The sequence below is a fragment of the Legionella sp. D16C41 genome, from assembly GCF_048541585.1.
Lineage (GTDB): Bacteria > Pseudomonadota > Gammaproteobacteria > Legionellales > Legionellaceae > Legionella_C.
Genome location: NZ_CP183303.1, coordinates 1,301,499 through 1,320,107, shown reverse-complemented (window position 1 = coordinate 1,320,107; position 18,609 = coordinate 1,301,499). Strand labels below are relative to the sequence as shown.

Here is an 18,609-nt window from a genome sequence, read left to right as displayed (position 1 = left end):
TCGCTCATGCCTAATTATATTTTATATTCTTTACGTTTTTAACCATTGTCTTCATTTAGTGTAAATCTATTCTCAACACTCAGCGTGCCTAGGCAGTAATAGGTTCCCGCCTACGCGGGAATGACAGAGAAAAAATTTAGCTTCTGTAGTTATTCTCTTTAAGTAACCCTTTCCAAGAACCTCTCCATTCCAAAAATTTTGTCCATTCCAAAACTTTTGTTCTTTCCAAAAATCTTGTCATTTCCGCGTAGGCGGAAATCTATTTTCATGCTTGTATTTTGCCTAGGCAGTAATAGATTCCTGTCTACACGAGAATGAAGAATAAAATCTTTATTAACAGTTACATTCGCCTAGTTAGCAATAAATTCCTATCTGTGCGGGAATGAAAAAATAATTTCGGTTCAAAGCTAACTACACCGATCAATTTAAAAAACAAATTATTTTCGATTATTTACATATTTTCGAAAATAATTATAATGAGTACTTAAATAATTTAAGAAAATACTAATGAGCACCCATAAACAAACAAAATCTACTCAAGTATTAGAAAAAATGCGCTCAGATATATTACAGGGGCTTTTTAGGCCAAAAGAAAAATTATCAATGGCGCTCTTAAAAGAGAAATATCAGGTAGGATACAGTCCGCTAAGAGAAGCACTTGCTAATTTAGCCGCAATCGGTCTTGTAATATTTAAAGATCAATGTGGCTTTTATGTTGCCCCTCTCTCCCTAGACGAAATGCAAGATTTATATCAAACAAGAATCTTGATAGAAACTCAAGCATTATCACTTGCCATCGAGCATGGTGACGACACTTGGGAAGCCAATATTTTGGCTTGTTGGCATCGCTATACTAAGTTTCTTCGCCAAGTTGAACTAAAACCGCTAGCCCTTACCTCATGGGATACCTTTGAGAAAGAGTTTAGTAATACGCTTCTTAGTGCGTGTCAATCAACCTGGCTACTTCGATTGCAAAATATTCTTTATGATAACACCGCTCGTTATCGCTATCTTTGCATGAACAATAATCTAAACGATCAAACTGTAATCTTTAATTATATTCAGCAAAATGATGAATTAGTAAAGGCTACTTTAAATCGCAACTTAATACAGGCAATCACCCTATTTCGGGATAGTTTTCAATCTTCGTTAGAGATTATGACTGAAAAATTAACAACAATGTGGGTTATAGCTTAATTAACCTTTTTTATCTGCTGACAATCAAGGAAGTTTTAATGTTTACTAAAAAAGACTATCTAATAATACCCTCTGTGCCGACACCAAACGGCAGATTACATCTAGGTCATGTGGGCGGACCTTATTTACGTGCCGATATTTTAAAACGTTATTTACAAATGCAAGGCCATTCGGTGCTTATGATGTGTGGTAGTGATAGTTTTGAATCTTATGTAACTCTTCAAGCAGATAAAGAAGGCAAATATCCAGAAAATGTTTGTAACTATTATCACCCCCTTATAGCCAGTGATCTCAACGCTATGGATATTAGTCTTGATTATTTTATTAACCCCTTAAGTGATTATTGGTTACCTACTTATACAAAATGGCATAATGATATTCTTAAAAGGTTAATAGCAACAGATAATATCAAACAGGTTAGTGAGTTATTTGCTTGGGATAACCAAAATAATCGCTATTTAGTGGGTTGTTGGCTTTCAGGTTATTGCCCTATGTGCAAAATAGAAACTGAAAGTTATTTTTGTGAGGATTGTGGGGCGCATTATAAACCTGAAGAAGCTTACAATAATTTAAAATATACAAAGTATAATGTTAAAAATTTATTCCTTAAACTTCCTAAAACAGTCAACTTAGAGCATTTAGGAATTAATGATGAGCATAAAGATAAATTTAACGCTTATTTAAAACAACAACATAATTTATTTCGCTTAACAACGCATAGTAGTTGGGGGCTTTCTTTTAATGACTCATCTACGCTATTTAGTTATGGTTTTATTTTTAGCTATTTTTTACTCTTTGGTGACTTAGCAGGTCAGTTACTAGGGCTTGGCAAAAATGCCTTTGCTATTGATTCTAATGTTACTACTGTAGCAAGTTTTGGCCATGATAATTTCTTACCTTTTATAAGTAGTATTTTGGGTATTAGTAATGGCTGCTCAGAATATAAGCCCATCGATTATTATTTGATAAATTATTTCTACCATCTTGATGGCAATAAATTTTCAACTAGCCGCCGCCATGCTATTTGGGTTGAAGAAGCTATTACAAAACATAAATTTTCAAGTGATATTGTTCGTGCTTATCTTGCATCCATTGATGTTCAAAATTCAACCGGTCAATTTAATTTCATTGAGTTTAATAACTATTATTCTTGGACCTTAAGCTGGATTGAAAAATACATTTATCAAGTATGGAAACCATTCTCCTTAAATAAAATAACAAAAGAATGTTGTGCTGATTTAAAAGAAAAGATTATTATTTTTTTATCATTTCAAGAGAAAAACTTAAGTCTTAAGCATTTTTCTCCTCATTTAGCTATAAATTTACTTGATGATTGGCTAGAGTTAGGTCAAACATTAAATCCCCAACAGCCTAATTATTTTTGGTGGTTACAAACTCTTGCGCTTTTTCTTTATCCTTTTATGCCTAAATTTGCAAAAAATCTTTGGCAAAGCTTAGGATACCCCAATTTTCCCGCTAAAAAGTATCTATTTATTCCGCCCCCATTTTCTATTCAAAATAAATTCAATAATTCATTATCTATACACCAAACTGATTTAGTTTATTAGGAATAAATTATGTTATATAAAAAGGCAGAAGAAATTTTTGATCTAATTGGCGTAGGCATAGGTCCTTTTAACTTAAGCTTGGCTGCTTTATTATCACCATTAAAAAACATCAAAAGTAGTTTTTATGATCAAAATAAATCGTTTCTTTGGCATCCAGGTATGCTGCTACCGGAAGCAGAACTACAGGTAAATTTTTTATATGATTTAGTTACTTTAGTAGATCACACCAATCCCTATTCTTTTATTGGTTTTTTAGCTAAACATAAACGATTATATCATTTTCTGAATGCCCAATTTAAGCGTCTACCACGTGCTGAATTTAGTAACTACTTGCAATGGGTAAGTCAAAGTCTTCCTAATTTATTTTTTGCTGAAAAAATAGAAGAAGTTTCTTTTAAAAAATCTCTATTTAAGGTTTTAACTCAACAAAGAATTATATATACAAAAAACATTGTACTAGGCAATGGCCTAATAGCAAAAATTCCCACGTTTGCAAAAAACTATTTAAACGAAAATGTTTTTCACAGTAAAGACTTTCTTTTTAAATTAAAGAATTGGCATAATAAAAAAATAGCCATTATTGGTAGCGGCCAAAGTAGTGCTGAAATCGTTTACCATTTGCTGTCAGAAACATCGATGGTGCCAAAACAACTAGTTTGGCTTAGTAAACGTGAACAATTAATGCCTCTCGATGATACAACCTTTACCAATGAACTTTTTACGCCACAATACAGTGATTACTTTTTTAAGTTAGCAAAAGAAAAACAAGTAAAGCTTTTAAACCAACAAGCCTCAGCAAGTGATGGTATCTCTCTGCACTTATTAAATAAAATTTATCAACAACTTTATAAACTAGAGTTTCTAGAGCAAAAAGAGAATTTCTTTAAGCTGATAATGAATCATCGCTTAAGCCAACTACATTGCACTAACAATTATTATCAATTAGTTCTTACAGAATGTGGAGGCACTAATCAACAATTTATTAATGCTGACATTATTATTTTTTGTACTGGCTACCAGTGGGAATTCCCTGAGTATCTCTCCTTATTAACAGATAGAATACCTCTTAAAGAAGGCCAATTTTGCTTTAATAATGATTTTTCCATCCAATGGGATGGGCCAAAACAAAATCATATTTATGCCCATAATGCTGCACGACATCAATATGGCGTAGCCGAGCCAAGCCTGCCATTAATGGCATGGCGTAGCGCTAAAATTATTAATAGTTTATGTCAGGCCCCCATTTATGAATTAGATTCTGAAGCAAACCTTTTTACCAATTTTAGTAATAGACCTCTTGCCTAACCTATTTATTTTGTGTGAGTGCAAGGCGCAAGGATTTTGAGGGGCGGAGTTTACAGGGCGTAAATGAGCACCAGAGAAACCCTTGCAACGCAGCAATCGCGTAAAATAAGTAGGTTATGCAAGAGGTCTAATGAAATAAGATGGAGCAATGCTACCTAATGTCGAATACGATTAAGTTAAATTTAGGGAAAAAAGAAATGCTGGCAAAAGGCGTTTTTTTAAATGAGATTTGCCTTGATAAAAGTATACCATTTAACGCTAGTTATTTTGAAGTTCAACCAGGTTGTCAGACTCCACTGGATTACCATGAAGAACAAGAAATCTGGATTATTTTACGCGGGCATGGAACACTGCATTACAACCAAATTATTTCTCCTTTGAAAGAAAATGATATTATCTATTTTGATTCCTATGTTAACCATCAGGTCTTTAATCAAAGTTCTGAAATTTTAATGATCTATTCTTTTTACTGGCTAAATAAACGCTGAATCCAAAAATTATTGTGATTGGATCTTATATTATGGATGCTCTCTACTAGAAAAAGAATCTATTGTTGCACAACAGGATAATATTGAGAAAATTATCTGAGGCCACTATTTTTAAATTCATTAATTAAATCGTTAAAGGAAATAAAATTATTATCGTTATCAACGCCAGTATGTTTTTTTGCTTCCTCAACATCTTTAGGTTTTCTATTCTCAGTTGGTGATTGGCTTAAACTCTGTGGTTTATATTCAGTACTTTTTGTAGATTTAGGTCGATCATTATTGACTGGTTGAAAAAAGTTCCTACTTAGGTTTTCTCTATTTCTAGTTTCAAGACTAGATTTTTCATTTAATCTCTGAACTTTTGTACCTTTAATCTCGTCTATTTCTCCAGCGGCACGTTTCTTAGATACTGTTAGATTTCTATCTTCCTTGCCAGTCAAATCAATATCTTCTTTATTATTTAAATTCTTTACCACATTTTGCTCAGATGCTACCTCCCAGGAGGTTTGTTGAACAATTTTATCTTCTAAAAAAAATGGCGGTAAACTTAGAGGTTCTGATGAAACAACGTCTATACTATCGCTTTGTTCTTTGTTAGAGCTCATACCATCTTCTTGTTCTAATGTAGAACTGGAATTAAAGTTTACAGCTTGCTCTTTATCTATTTTTTCCTTAAGTTGTTTTTTTTCCTCAATCGCTGTAAATAAGGTAATTATTTTATTAATTATATTTTGTTTAGTGAGAGCATCCTGGCTATTATTTAAAGCGCTCGATACACTTTCAATTATAATATCACGAAGTGCTACAGTATCTTGCGCCTGTAAAATTTTAATAACTTTATCTTTATTACTTTCAATTAAATAAAATAAACTTACCTTAACGGCATTATATTCTAATAAATTTTTAATAAAATCTAAGCTGTTATTAACTAATAAACTCTTTTCTTCAGACGTTAAGTTAAAATTACCTTGAATATTAAAAATTTTTAACCTATCCTCTTCGGAAAATTTTTCTAAAAACTCAGTTAATTCTATAAAATCCAAATCGGGATTTAAAACACAATATGCCATTAAGAAATCGTCAATAGTATCATGCACCAAAGCCATAACTTTACCTAAAAATAATATATTAATTCTAATTATTATACTAATTGATTAATATTTAATCAAAATTTTATTTAGATTATATAGTAGAAATTGACGTTATAAGCTTAGAAAATTTTTTTTAAATATAGGTCAATCACAGCAAGATAGTCGAACTTAAAAGTAGTCAACCGTTACTAACGCTTTTTACTTAATTAAAATTCAGCCACATTTTTGTTTTTTTAGGCTCAATATTAAATTAGTTAAAAAAACAAGGGTTTTTAGGGTAAGTAGTTATTGCAGAAGCAAGGCATTTATTACTTGCTTTATAATTACCGCAACCATCGCTGTAGGAGCTAATGATTTATTAGCAAAAGCAAAGTTACTTTATCGTTAAATCAACTAACTTGATATTGTTTCAAAGAGGCTATAGCCCAGTTTTTGTAGTTAATAAAACCGTCCTTATCTTGATAGTCAGTGTATCTTTTATCTCGATTCAATTCAGAATCTGATTTAATCGTTAAGGCTTCGTCTGGGTTATAAAATAAAGCATATGTATATCGTTCTATGCCTGCAGGTGCCTTTTGAACCATATGTTTTGTTGCTTTCAAACGATCATGCGAAATTAGCTGAGCAAACTCGCCAACTTGAAATAACAAAACTGCCTTATTAGGTAATCTTACTTTTTCAAAAGACAGTGCATTAGTTGGCATAATATATAATCCTGCACTTTCTGGCTCATCAATTTCTTTGCCATTTTTAAAGTAGGCAGCGGGCACTAAACCGGTAAATAAGCCATGATCGTAATGAGCACCACACCAATCATTATGGCTTTGAACACTACTTTGCGCTTTTTGATAGTGAAGCATTCGCCCGTAGCCTTGAAGTAACTCATGATTTATATTATTACTTTCATCTAAACCGATTTTAGTTAATAGTTTTTTTCCTGTTGTAAAGATAAGCTCACCTAATTTTAGATAAGCTGTTTTTAAGTCTAGTTCAGTTGGCCATTTGTTTAAGGAGTTATCAGGTACATAAGCATAGTAAGAAGCTTTTTGCTCATCAATTTGCCATTCACCTTCTGAATTTTTAAACCACTCAGCACCAATTTCATAACCTTCGGTTAATCCAGCTTCTAAGTCTGGCGCGTATTGTTTCTTAATTGCTTCCCTGAGTAGAGAAAATTTTCTAGCTACTTGAATATATTCTCTATAAATTGATTGAAAATTGGGGACATGACTGATTCCTATAATACCTTTTTTTAATAAAGGCTCTTCCAAGTTAGCTGCCAAAAAAGTAGGATCTATTAATTGTTCATAAGATATGATATCGATTTCCAAATCAGCTCTCCTTGATAAAGGCCAATTTCAAGCTTAAGTTTTAAGCTTAATTCTCATTAAAATTAAATTTATTAATGGCTATGAAATGAAGCTTGTTTTTTTGTCAGTTAATAATTTAATTAACTTACGCATCAGTTATAACTTTGGTAGGCAATGCTAAGGCAAAAGGCTCTTCATTGCTGCCATCAATTCTTTTATCATTTAAACTAACTTTGACTATAATTTCTTTAGGTTTTGTTTGAAAGCATTGAATTAAATTGGCTGCATTACATAGTGACACCTGATGAACATTATCAATAGCACTATCATCTTTAGCAAGCTGTTTACCAGATTTCATATCTAAAATCTCTAACTTTAGCTGACTTAAATGCCATAGCTGGCCATTTTTATTAAAGCCAACCCGACGCTCATGAACCAAAGTAATTTTATCTTGTGGGCGAATTTTTAAGTGATAAATAAGTACAGGTTTTTTAAGGGTTAATTTACTTTCGATAATAAAGTGTCTTTGGTAAAAGGCTGTTTGTAAGTTCATATAGCCCCAACCATAGGTAGGATTCCATTGTGACCCTGCTATAGGATGATGTCCCCCTCTATACGCATAAGTAGGATCGTCAGGGCCAGGCTTATTACTATCAGTCCAAGTATCAGCACTATTTATTAATAATGCTTTAATTGCGATAGGATTGACAATGCCTGCATCATTTAGCAACAAAACTGCTCCGCCTACATGGGGTGCCGCTGAGCTTGTTCCACCCATTAAGCGATAGCCATTTTTATATTGCATAGCGCTTGGATAATGTAATTGATATTTTTTAGGATCAGGTGCGCAGGTTAAAGTATCATTACCTGGCGCTGCAATATCGGGTTTTTTTCTACCAATTAGCGTTGGCCCTCGGCTGCTAGAAAAATAAATAGCATGACTTTGGCGATTAAATTTACGCGCTGTAGCTTTTGCATTAGTATACATATTCATATTAGCTACTGTTAAAGCATTATAACTTTCGGCAGGTACAGTTAAGGTAGAAACGAATGGTGCGCTTTTGCGTTGCTTGATATAGCCATTATTGCCTGCTGAAGTCACCCATAATATTTTCTTTTGATTAACAATATAATCTACAATTTTTCCCATGCCACTCCAATCAGGACAAAAAGGACAAGTCACATCACCATTACCAAAACTATAATTTATAACTGTTGGCTGATAGGAAGAAGATAACAACCAATTTAAACTAGAATAAGTAAGCCAAAAATGATGTTGATGTGCTGTGCCTTCACCAGCTAAGGTGGATAAAATTATCGGCGTTTTGTAAGCCACTCCTCTAACATGCTGATTTTTATCTCGGGGAAACCCAGCATAAATACAGGCAACTCCTGTACCATGTGCTGTACGAACACCAAAAGGATAATCAATATAATGTGAATCACTCGTTTTATTTATAATTACTTTTTTCCCTGCTAACGCTGGATGCTCAGGAGAAATTCCTGAATCGATTAAACCTAACACACCTTGGTATCCCTTAAATCCATGTTGCCACCATAAATCAATGCCTGGATAGCGAAAAGGCACTCTTGGATGAGTTGAATGAGAGCTTAATTCTACTTTCTCATTAGCAGGTTTATTTAGAGCAATATAAAGAATATCTGCAGATTGCGTAATTTTTTTATAAATTTTCGCAGTAGGTATAAAAGTAACTATCGCTACTGGCATAAAATTTAAAGACATAACCGAAAGATTAGGATTGGTTTTTATAACGTCAATAAAAGCATTTCTCTTCTCGTTAGAATTAAAAAACAAAAATAGTGATTGAAAAACGCCTTGCTGTCCTAAATAACTTAATTGCATTGCCTGCCTTACATCTTTATCAATAAAAGGCTTACCATTTACAACAAAACTAAAGAAACAAAGAAAGCAGACAATTACTTTTCTAACCACGAAGCCAGTTTCCTTTTATTAAAATAGAATTTAAAAGTTACCTATTATGCCACGCAGTAAAGCTATTAACCTTAAAATTTTAAATTTTTAATCATCAATATAGGTCTCTTTAATAAAATAAAGAAGTAAAATGGAGAATAATACAAAAAAAGGTAGTAGCCACAGATAGGTAAAAAATTCTTTAGAAATAGAAGTTAAAAATAAATAGGGAATAAACAGCATAAACGTATTAAATAAAAATACACAAGTATCAATAAAGCTTATTGCAACTCCACGAATATTATCTGAAGCAATTTCATTAATCATGGTATAAAAAAGCATTGATCCCGAAAGTAGGAAACCTGTTAAAAAAGAAACTATTTTAATAATAATTAAAGTATTTATATTATAATGAGGCAAATAAATAACCAAAATAAGCGCCATTGTTCCCAATACTAAGGACAAATGCAAAATTAATTTTCTCGATTTAACTAAATTAGATATCCAACCTATAAAAGGCGTACCAATTCCTATACCTAAAAAAATCATCCCACTAATAAAAACGGCCTCAAGATTACCTACAGAATAATAAGATTGTACTTTCATATACCAAAAACTAGCATAAGCCAGTAAGATGCCAAAAGACGTTGCAGCTGCTAACGAACAAAGAATGATTTGCCGATTTCTTAAAATAGAGAACAATGATTCTTTTAAAGAGATAATATTATCTCGCTGGTAATTAGGTGGCGTTTTTACAATTAACAAAGATAGGATTAATAAAATGAAGCCAACCAAAGAAAGTATGCCATATAAGCTATTCCATGTGTAAGTTTCTAAAGCTTGTGTAAAAACATAATGAATTATTCCTGCTAAAATACACGCAATTGCCTGAGTAAGACCAAATAAAATAGGAAATGCCTGGGCTGAAAACCATTGTGATATTAAAATTGCTGCGGCAACAAAAGCAAAAGCAGCTCCTAAACCTTGTAAAAAATTAGCCAAACTAAACCATACTAAACTAGAAGACAATGAAATAAGTAAGTTCCCTAAGGCAAGCAAAAATACCCCAACGCTTACAACATATCGTGCATTATATTTATCTAATAAATATCCTGCAGGAATCTGCATTATTGCAAAACCTAAAATAAAAGCACTTGTTGCCATAGAGGCACTTAAATCTGTTAAATTTAAAGATACTTTAATAGCTTGTGAAAATACAGCTGCTGCTGTACTTAAGCAGAAAGAGTAAACAACAAATAATGTTATGATAAACCAAATAATAAAACCATAAATAAGCTTCATTGTTTCCCTACATTGAGTTATTGAGTAGCTATTTATGCAGCACTTTAATAGCAACTAACTACTATATTAGTATAAAAAGCAAAGTTCATTAGGGAAGCTTGCGAAAAAATTTTTTGGCCTTTCTGTAAGCGAAAACCTAGCTTAGACTTTTGTCCCTTTTAAATATTAGCCCTATTCCATATCATTTAATCCTATCTCATTGAAATTAAAACTATTTAAATTTAATATATTTCCTTGCTTTAAATTTCATTTAAGGACTATGACTATGGCAAGGATGTCTACTGGTGCAGTACTATTTCTATTTTTTCCTAGCTTATTTGCAGCTGAACAGCCAACCGGTAAAATAATTCAAACTGTTACAAAAGAACTAAAATCTTTTCCATTAAGTAATCAATTCCAGCTGAGCTCTAATCACTATCGCATTGTTGAAATGGATATTAATCATTTATACGCTGAATTAGAGCATGTACAAAATCGAGATGATCTTACAAAAACGCCACCTCTTTTAATTAAATTGCCACAACCTGATGGAACTACTCACACATATGAGGTGAGAACAAATAGCACTATGCATCCAAAGTTAGCGGCTCAATTTCCTGAAATTAAAACTTTTGATGGTTATAGCATTGATGATTCAGGCGAGCTAGTTAAGTTTGATATAACACCACATGGTTTTCATGCCATGATTTTATCACCTGATAAAAATTCCGTTTTTATTGACCCTGTTGAAAAAGGGAATACACAAACTTATATTGTTTATAATAAAAAAGATTTTATTACTAAAAGAAACCTTAAATGTAATGTTTCAGGTCAGCAAATAGTACCTCTCAACAAATCTAAAAATTTTATCAATTTTGCAAGTTGTGAACTTCGAAGATATCGCCTAGCTTTAGCAGCAACTGCTCAATATACAGCTTATTTTGGTGGTACTGTGCCAATGGCCTTAGCAGCTGAAGTAACGACGATGAATCGAGTTAATGGTATTTATGAGCGTGATATTGCAGTAACCATGCAAATTATACCTAATAATACTAGTATTATTTATACCAATCCGGCCGCTCAGCCTTACACCTCAGGAAACACTGAATTATTATTACCCGAAAATCAAGTTAACCTAGACACGGTCATTGGTTCAGGCAACTATGATATTGGACATGTTGTTGACGCATCTAATGGAAATAATGGCTTGGCAGCGCTGGCTAGTGTTTGTAACCCAAGTGAAAAAGCTGAAGGCGCTACAACCTTTAATAATCCTATTGGTGATCCCTTTGATGTCGATTATGTAGCTCATGAGATGGGACATCAATTTGGTGCTAATCATACTCAAAATAATAACTGTAATAGATATGATCCTACCGCTGTAGAACCTGGTAGTGGTAGTACTATTATGGGGTATGCAGGCATTTGTGCTCCTAATGTTCAGAAATATTCTAATAGCTATTTCAATGGAATTAGTTTACAAGAAATTGGTAACTTTATTTCTAGCCCTACGCACACTTGCGCTGTTAAAATACCAATCCCTGCTGCGCCAGTTATTAAGCTATTAACTGAACTTGTTATTCCAGCAAACACGCCATTTTTATTAACTGCAATAGCAAATAATGGTACTAATAGTAGGCATTTAACTTATACTTGGGAACAAATGGATAACGAGGTTTCACCTCAACCGCCATCAAGTGAAGCCACCGGTGGGCCTAATTTTAGAAGCTTTTCACCAAGCTTAAATCTTACACGTTTTTTTCCAAGACTAACTGCCTTAGCTAATGGTGGTCCTTTTACTTGGGAAGTGTTACCAGCTGTATCAAGGACTATGAACTTTCGTGTATCAGTTCGAACTAACAGGCTAGGTGGTTCTTGCAATGCATACCGTAACGCCCGAGTAATCGTTGATGCTAATGCAGGGCCTTTCGTAGTCACAGCGCCTGCAACTGGTACACAATGGGCTGGAAATACATGGCAAGTCGTGACATGGCAAGTAGCTAATACTAACCTACCACCCATTAATGCAAGCTTGGTTAATATGTTATTATCTGTTGATGGTGGTAATACTTATCCGTATGTAGTGGCAAAGAACTTGCCAAATACAGGTATTGGAAGTGTTTTTATTCCTAATATTGCTACTCCAACAGCACGCTTAATGGTTATTGGTGCTAACGGAGTATCTGTCAAGATAGTTCCTAATAGCTCATTTTTTAATATCTCTGGTAACTTTAGCATTTTGCCATCAGCTATTAAGTTGACGAAGGCAAATCGAAACACTAGGAAATCTAAAAATGTAACCACTGTTCCTAATATTTTATAGATTAAGAACTAAACTAGTATGAATTTATCAGTTTACTCACTATAAAATTGTTACTTAAACCAATTAGAGCATCTTTCGATGCTCTAACCAAATCTTGCAAGCCTAACATGCGCTTATTGATGTTAGGTTTGAGATTAAATTTCTTAAATAGAATAAGACTTACTAATAAATCACAGATAATTACTATTAAATAGATTCTTACTTTCTAGAATTTCTCTAAACAGTATGAAATCATGCAGGGTTATAAGTTGACTCTCATATCTATTTGTAAATTACTGCAATTTTATGACCTTAAAAGAAAGCTTATATCTTTTAAGGCCATAAATTATAATTATCTATGCATCATTCCTTTAAGTGCAAGATATGCAACCATACCAAAGAACATAGATTGTAGAGGATGATCTTGTACATAATCAAGCCAATCGTGACCTGATTTTTTTAATTCTTGTGTTCCTCTATCAAGCATTTCATTAACATTTCTATTTCCTTCACTTGTATAATTTCTCATAATTTTTCCTTGTTAATAGTTAATTATATCCCTCATTAAACTTGGCAAATTTATTCCTAATTGTCAAATTAAAGAAAATAAAGTATAAAATAAGAATAATTTGGCAAATTAACTTTTCTTACAAGGAGTTATTTAAATTTTTACTATATTTTAGTTGGTTTTCTACTATTAATAATTTACTTCATTTCAACTTACATACCAGTTATTGCTGTTGCTTCATTACCTCTATTATTAGTCTAGAGCTGTTGTATGAGTTTTATTTTAATAGTTTTTACCCATTTTCCTATTTCCAATCATCATTTTCTGCTCTCATTTAGAGTAAATCAATTAAATAAGCTTTGAATTTGACTAATTTATTTACAAACATCCTGATGTCTTTTATTATCACCCTCTAATAAATGGCAATATTTTAAGCAGTCTTTCTCAATGAACTATCTAACTTTAAGTCGTACGGTAAATTATCTATTCATAGTTATGCTACTTACTAGCTGTACTCAAGCAAGCCTATATCGCGCCTTACCAAATCAATTAGAAAATGAAGCACAAGTATTAGGCTTTAAAGATATTAGAGCCTGGGGTGATAGGCAAAGCCTTGCTATGGAAAAAAGTGCCCAAGAAGCCGTAAAACAAGAATTAAAAGTTTATGGTAATCGTTTGCCTACTTCTATCAATGCTTTAGCCTTATCAGGTGGGGGGGCAGATGGCGCTTTCGGTGCTGGCCTATTATATGGGTGGTCTAAAAATGGTACAAGGCCTGAATTTAAATTAGTTAGTGGTATCAGCACGGGCGCACTCATAGCTCCTTTTGCTTTCTTAGGGCCTAAATATGATGAAAAACTAAAAGAGCTATATACCACCTTAGCTGATGAAGATGTTTATGAACTTAAAAATCCTCTTGCAATCGCCTTTACATATATTAAACCTGTTTTATCGCCTTCAGCAGCTACCAATCAACCTTTAGCACGCCTTATTAAAAAGATAGTTAACCAAAAAATGTTAAATGAAATTGCACGTGAACATCTAAAAGGAAGGCGCTTATTAATAGGAACGACACAACTTAATGCACAACGTCTAGTGATTTGGGATATAGGAGCTATTGCGGTAAGTGGTAATCCTAATAGCTTAGAACTCCTTCATAAAATTTTATTAGCTTCTTCGGCTTTGCCAGGATTTTTTCCGCCACAATATTTTAAAATGGAGTATAAAGGTAAAATCTATAAAGAAATGCATGTTGATGGCGGCGTAGAAACACAAGTCATGCTATTTGAAAATGCTATCACACCTTTTGCAAGAGTCTCTCATGACTCACAAAAAAATATTAAACGTCATTTATATATTATTCGTAATTTAAAGGTATTTCCTGAATGGGAAAATGTAAGTCCTCAACTCCATAATATAGCGAGTCGAGTAATTGCCACTTTAACTAAAACTCAAGGTGTAGGTGATTTATATCGTATTTATGTCTACTGTCAAAGAGATAATATTGACTATAACTTAGCTTTTATTCCTAGCAGTTTTGTAGAAAAACCAAAGTCACTATTTGATCATCGTTATATGCGCAAACTTTTTAATGAAGGTTATATTTTAGGAAAAAAAGGTTATAGCTGGAATAAATATCCGCCCAATTTTACTGAAAATAAGTAATTTTATTTAGTATGCTTTTTTAATTATGAAAAGCCGTTGTATACTCTGCCATGATATTAATAAAAAACCTAAGTAAATTTACATTTATCAACAGGGGAATTATGAAAAGTTTTAAGAAGTTTACCATTTGCATTGCTACATTCAGCTTATTTTTTTTGGCTAGTTGTCAACAAGGGCCCGCAGAAAAAAAAGGCAAGCAACTTGATAACAAAGTAGCAAGTATCAAAGATAAAATTCAGAATAAAGGGCCTGCACAAAAAGCTGGTGAAAAAATTGATGATATAACTGGTAACTAGAGTTAGGATAACTGGACTAGAGCTAGGTCGAGCTTAAAGCCCGACCTAGAAACTAAATATTTTAAAAGCTTATTTAGTATAAACAGGTGGAGGAGTGTAAGCAGGCGCACAACCAAATAACGCACAACCACATCCAGTTAATGCGAAAGATGATGAAACAACAACTAATGCGATTAGTAATTTTTTCATAATGGCAATCCTTGCTAAAGTTATTAGTATTATCCTTGGCAACAAATTCTTAAGCAACTTTTCCACTATTAAAAATTAAGCTTATATTACCAAGTTACTAAATTATATACCAAGATAAAAATTTTGGAGGGTAATATTGCAATTTTTATATAAAAATTGCGATTAGTTGATCAAAAATTAAATTAACTGTTCACTAAAACGCTTTTATTTATTTATTTGCTAAAAAATTACTCAGAAATATTATGTCTAAAATTAAAAAAATTGTTCAATTCATTCTATTTCCAACCTTTAAGATTACAAATAATTCTGTTGTATATTTTTTTAGTTCTTATTTAGTCAAACGTTTTTAAATTTCTAATTATTATTCTTTAAAAAAATATTTCTGCAATTTACCGATTTTAAATAGTATTAATTTTTTTAAAAATTATGAAAAGACTTTTAAAGTAATACTTGCTTTACTTAATTATATTTATCTTTAAAAATTATTTACTTTCTATAAAGTAGACAATTCATCAGTGAGATCAACAAACTTAAATTTTGATATAGTAGCTTCTTCCAATTTAAATAGGTTCTTCATTTTAAATTTTCTACTAAGTTTTTATAAATTATATCTTGTGATTTTTCATATTTTATTAAAGTTAATTTCATACAAAATTCTTAAGTTTAAAAAAAATTATAATGAGATATTGAAAAATTAAGTGTGTTTTTTTTATCCTAAATTGAAAGTTAAATTATAACAAACTGGCATTCTTGGATTAAGGCTGGGTTTTGCGGAGTTAATGAAAAATTTATTTTAATGTTAGCCTTTTCGCCATAAGCCAAAAAAGATCCGCGTAACTGACTTTCAGCAACTACATCACTATAGTCATAAATAGGACCTGCTTGCTGAAATAATAATGATGTTTGCACTCTTAAATCTTTAAGGGGGCAATCTAGAAAGAAATTATCAGCAAAGATTGAATTCGCTTCTACATCTTGCCAATTTGGTAATAGAGCAATCAGTGCTCTTTTTCTCATATCCAATAATAAAGACGTATTCAATTGCCGTCTGGGTAAACAAGCTTCTTTTATTAAGAAGTTTAAAATTTGTAAATTTATTTGACTCGTTGGGGCATAAGTAGCATTTGTTAAAAGGATTAAACCCAACCCATAATCTGGCATAATAAACCAATTACTGCCAAAACCTGGTAAACCACCAGCGTGCCCAATATACACTTTATTTGCACCATCTTGCAAATAGCGTAATCCATAGCCATAGCCACTCATCATAACGGTTTGCTGACCATCTAAAAATTGATAATTATTTAGCTCTGAAAAAGACCAAGCTTGTTGCATCTCACAAATTGTACTAGCTTTTAAGATTTTATTATCTAAGTTCTGTTTTTGGAGAAAACCTAATTGATGTAAGGCAACATAATGACTGAAAGATTCTAAAGAACAAATCATTCCGCCCATAGCCGCAAAACAGCCATCTGATAATAAAGGTTCATGATAGAAACCTCCATTATACCATCGATATCCTTGCGCTAAATTATCCCTACAAATATCGTTTACTTCCCAAGATACTTGTGTCATACCAAGAGGTTGCCAAATGGTTTCCGCAATAACCTTCTGATAAGCCTTACCTGTAACACGTTCAATAATTAATCCTAACAATACATAACCTAAACTACTGTATTCAAAAGCTGTTCTTGGTGGATTTGCCCAGCTAAAACCTTGTTTAATTAACCTATTTAATTCTGGTTGAGATAAGTTTAGATGCCTATCTCCCCATGGATCATCGCTTGGTAAGCCAGCTTGATGAATTAATAAATCACGAATGGTGACTGGCAAGCAGTTAGGCATAGGAGGCTGAAAATTTAAATTAGGTATATAATCACTTATACAATCATCTAAGCGCAATTTTCCCTCATCACGTAGTTTAAGAATCGCCATGGCGGTAAAGCTTTTAGTCATTGAAGCTATTCTAAACATGGATTGCGTTGTTGTAGGTAATTTCTCCTTAAGATTAAGATAGCCACCACTACCACTGTGTACTAATAAGCCATCTAATATAACGCCAAAAGCGTATCCTGGGACATGATATTGATGATTATATTTTTGATAGAGCTTATCAATTGCGGGGAATAAATCTTTTAATTTAGACAAGCGATTTTCTTTATTTGGAAAATATAACTCGTAAGCTGAGGTATGGTTTATTAAATGAACTGAGTTTTTTTCCATAATGGAATACAGATTCGTTACAATGACTTTTAGATTATCAGTAAGCGTTAATAAAATTCAACTTATAGAACAAATTAGATCTGAGCTAAACAATTTAATTTAAAGAATTAACGTACTACTAATTATAATTTATCCATTTAATAATTTTCTTAGTTAGTATATTATTACTTACTCAATGTGCCTTATAAAAAGGCTTAAAGTTTACCATCGTTTCAATCTGAGCCTTATAAAATGAAAAAAAATGTCTTTTTTATAGCTATTGTTTTTCTTACGCTGGCTCAAACTATGGTTGGGGTAAATATTATTACCTCCAAATTACTATTGGCTACTATCCCGGTATGGGTTTTATTAGAAATTCGTTTTTTGTTAGCGACCTTCGTATTATTTCCTCTTCATTGGACAACGCCTGCACGCAATATTTCTCTTAAAGCTCATTTAATGAAGCTTAACCGTCGTGATTGGTATTTTATTTTAGGCCAAGCCTTATCAGCAGGCGTTTTATTTAATTGCTTAATGCTAACAGGATTAAATTACACTGATGCTAATGTAGCTGGTATTATTACTAGTGCCTTACCGGCCATGATAGCTATTATGTCATGGCTAGTCTTGGGTGAAAAAATATCGCGGCAAAAAGCCTTATGTGTTGTCTTTGCTACGATGGGTTTATTACTTATTGGCTATGATAAATTAAATAGTGTAAGTCATAATAATTCGCTTCTAGGCAATAGCTTAGTTTTGTTAGCGCTTCTACCGGAGGCTTCTTATTATGTGCTCTGTAAAGTTTATTCTAACCGACTACCTATATTCTTAATATCAACACTACTTAATGGTATTAACGCGCTCTTATTATTACCTGCACTAATTATTATAAATTGGGAGCCAGCAAATATTAATGTAGCAACCTGGCTGCTCCTACTTATTATCGGACTAAGTTCAGGATTATTTTATGTATTTTGGCTTATGGGAGCTAAATATGTAGACGGTATTTTAGCTTCTCTTTCTACTGCTATTATGCCTATTGCAACGGTCATTTTGGCTTGGTTAATTTTAAATGAACAGTTAACCAGGCTTGAATTAGTAGGTATGGCGCTTGTTTTGTTTTCTATTCTTTTCTATGCAAGAAAATAAATGAAACGTTTTTAGCCGCTTGTAAAAAATTAAGCTTTTAAATAATATATCTCCACTAGGACTAACAAAGATTATGCTCTTTGTCTTAATTTAAATTCAATCCCATCGCTTTTAAGACAGTCATA

14 protein-coding genes are annotated in these 18,609 nt (G+C 32.4%); 8 read left to right on the top strand and 6 right to left on the bottom strand.

Features of this window, described 5'->3' with window-relative positions:
* The first annotated feature begins 507 nt into the window (after positions 1-507).
* The 4 genes from ACNVED_RS05810 (at position 508) to ACNVED_RS05795 (ending at position 4,558) form a co-directional block, all read left to right on the top strand.
* Positions 508-1,197 carry a GntR family transcriptional regulator gene (locus tag ACNVED_RS05810; protein ID WP_419420810.1) on the top strand — a complete coding sequence of 230 codons (690 nt, stop codon included), beginning with the start codon at positions 508-510 and terminating at the stop codon, positions 1,195-1,197.
* 38 nt (positions 1,198-1,235) lie between these two features.
* Positions 1,236-2,765, top strand: coding sequence for a class I tRNA ligase family protein (locus ACNVED_RS05805; RefSeq protein WP_419420809.1), 1,530 nt, complete (start codon positions 1,236-1,238; stop codon positions 2,763-2,765).
* A gap of 9 nt (positions 2,766-2,774) precedes the next feature.
* Complete coding sequence (locus tag ACNVED_RS05800; protein WP_419420808.1) at positions 2,775-4,070, top strand: lysine N(6)-hydroxylase/L-ornithine N(5)-oxygenase family protein; 1,296 nt, start codon at positions 2,775-2,777, stop codon at positions 4,068-4,070.
* Positions 4,071-4,228: 158 nt separating this feature from the next.
* The gene (locus tag ACNVED_RS05795; RefSeq protein ID WP_419420807.1) at positions 4,229-4,558 is read left to right on the top strand and encodes a cupin domain-containing protein; all 330 of its coding nucleotides are present in this window, start codon (positions 4,229-4,231) and stop codon (positions 4,556-4,558) included.
* A gap of 92 nt (positions 4,559-4,650) precedes the next feature.
* Here ACNVED_RS05795 and ACNVED_RS05790 read toward each other — a convergent pair whose 3' ends face one another.
* The 4 genes from ACNVED_RS05790 to ACNVED_RS05775 all read right to left on the bottom strand — a co-directional run bounded on the left by ACNVED_RS05790 (position 4,651) and on the right by ACNVED_RS05775 (position 10,194).
* On the bottom strand, positions 4,651-5,664 hold the full coding sequence (locus ACNVED_RS05790; RefSeq protein WP_419420806.1) for a hypothetical protein: 1,014 nt from the start codon (positions 5,662-5,664) through the stop codon (positions 4,651-4,653).
* Between the two features lie 374 nt (positions 5,665-6,038).
* Positions 6,039-6,980, bottom strand: a complete 942-nt coding sequence (locus ACNVED_RS05785; protein ID WP_419420805.1) for a 2OG-Fe(II) oxygenase family protein — start codon at positions 6,978-6,980, stop codon at positions 6,039-6,041.
* Positions 6,981-7,104: 124 nt separating this feature from the next.
* On the bottom strand, positions 7,105-8,913 hold the full coding sequence (locus ACNVED_RS05780) for a S8 family serine peptidase (protein WP_419420804.1): 1,809 nt from the start codon (positions 8,911-8,913) through the stop codon (positions 7,105-7,107).
* An 87-nt stretch (positions 8,914-9,000) separates the two neighbouring features.
* Positions 9,001-10,194: an MFS transporter gene (locus ACNVED_RS05775; protein ID WP_419420803.1), complete on the bottom strand. Its 1,194-nt coding sequence runs from the start codon at positions 10,192-10,194 to the stop codon at positions 9,001-9,003.
* A gap of 265 nt (positions 10,195-10,459) precedes the next feature.
* Between ACNVED_RS05775 and ACNVED_RS05770 the strand changes: the two genes are divergently transcribed.
* Entirely contained in the window at positions 10,460-12,496 is a 2,037-nt protein-coding gene (locus tag ACNVED_RS05770; RefSeq protein ID WP_419420802.1) for a reprolysin-like metallopeptidase, read from the top strand.
* A gap of 331 nt (positions 12,497-12,827) precedes the next feature.
* Here the strand turns inward: ACNVED_RS05770 and ACNVED_RS05765 are convergent, their stop codons facing one another.
* Positions 12,828-13,004, bottom strand: a complete 177-nt coding sequence (locus ACNVED_RS05765) for a hypothetical protein (protein WP_419420801.1) — start codon at positions 13,002-13,004, stop codon at positions 12,828-12,830.
* Positions 13,005-13,430: 426 nt separating this feature from the next.
* Here ACNVED_RS05765 and ACNVED_RS05760 point away from each other — a divergent pair, with 426 nt between their 5' ends.
* Together ACNVED_RS05760 and ACNVED_RS05755 are read left to right on the top strand one after the other, a co-directional pair.
* Positions 13,431-14,648, top strand: coding sequence for a patatin-like phospholipase family protein (locus tag ACNVED_RS05760; RefSeq protein WP_419420800.1), 1,218 nt, complete (start codon positions 13,431-13,433; stop codon positions 14,646-14,648).
* Between the two features lie 101 nt (positions 14,649-14,749).
* The gene (locus ACNVED_RS05755) at positions 14,750-14,944 is read left to right on the top strand and encodes a hypothetical protein (RefSeq protein WP_419420799.1); all 195 of its coding nucleotides are present in this window, start codon (positions 14,750-14,752) and stop codon (positions 14,942-14,944) included.
* A gap of 915 nt (positions 14,945-15,859) precedes the next feature.
* Here ACNVED_RS05755 and ACNVED_RS05750 read toward each other — a convergent pair.
* Positions 15,860-17,356 (bottom strand): serine hydrolase domain-containing protein, encoded by a 1,497-nt coding sequence (locus ACNVED_RS05750; RefSeq protein WP_419420798.1) that lies wholly within the window; start codon positions 17,354-17,356, stop codon positions 15,860-15,862.
* Between the two features lie 231 nt (positions 17,357-17,587).
* Here ACNVED_RS05750 and ACNVED_RS05745 point away from each other — a divergent pair, with 231 nt between their 5' ends.
* On the top strand, positions 17,588-18,484 hold the full coding sequence (locus ACNVED_RS05745; protein ID WP_419420797.1) for a DMT family transporter: 897 nt from the start codon (positions 17,588-17,590) through the stop codon (positions 18,482-18,484).
* Positions 18,485-18,609: the final 125 nt, after the last annotated feature.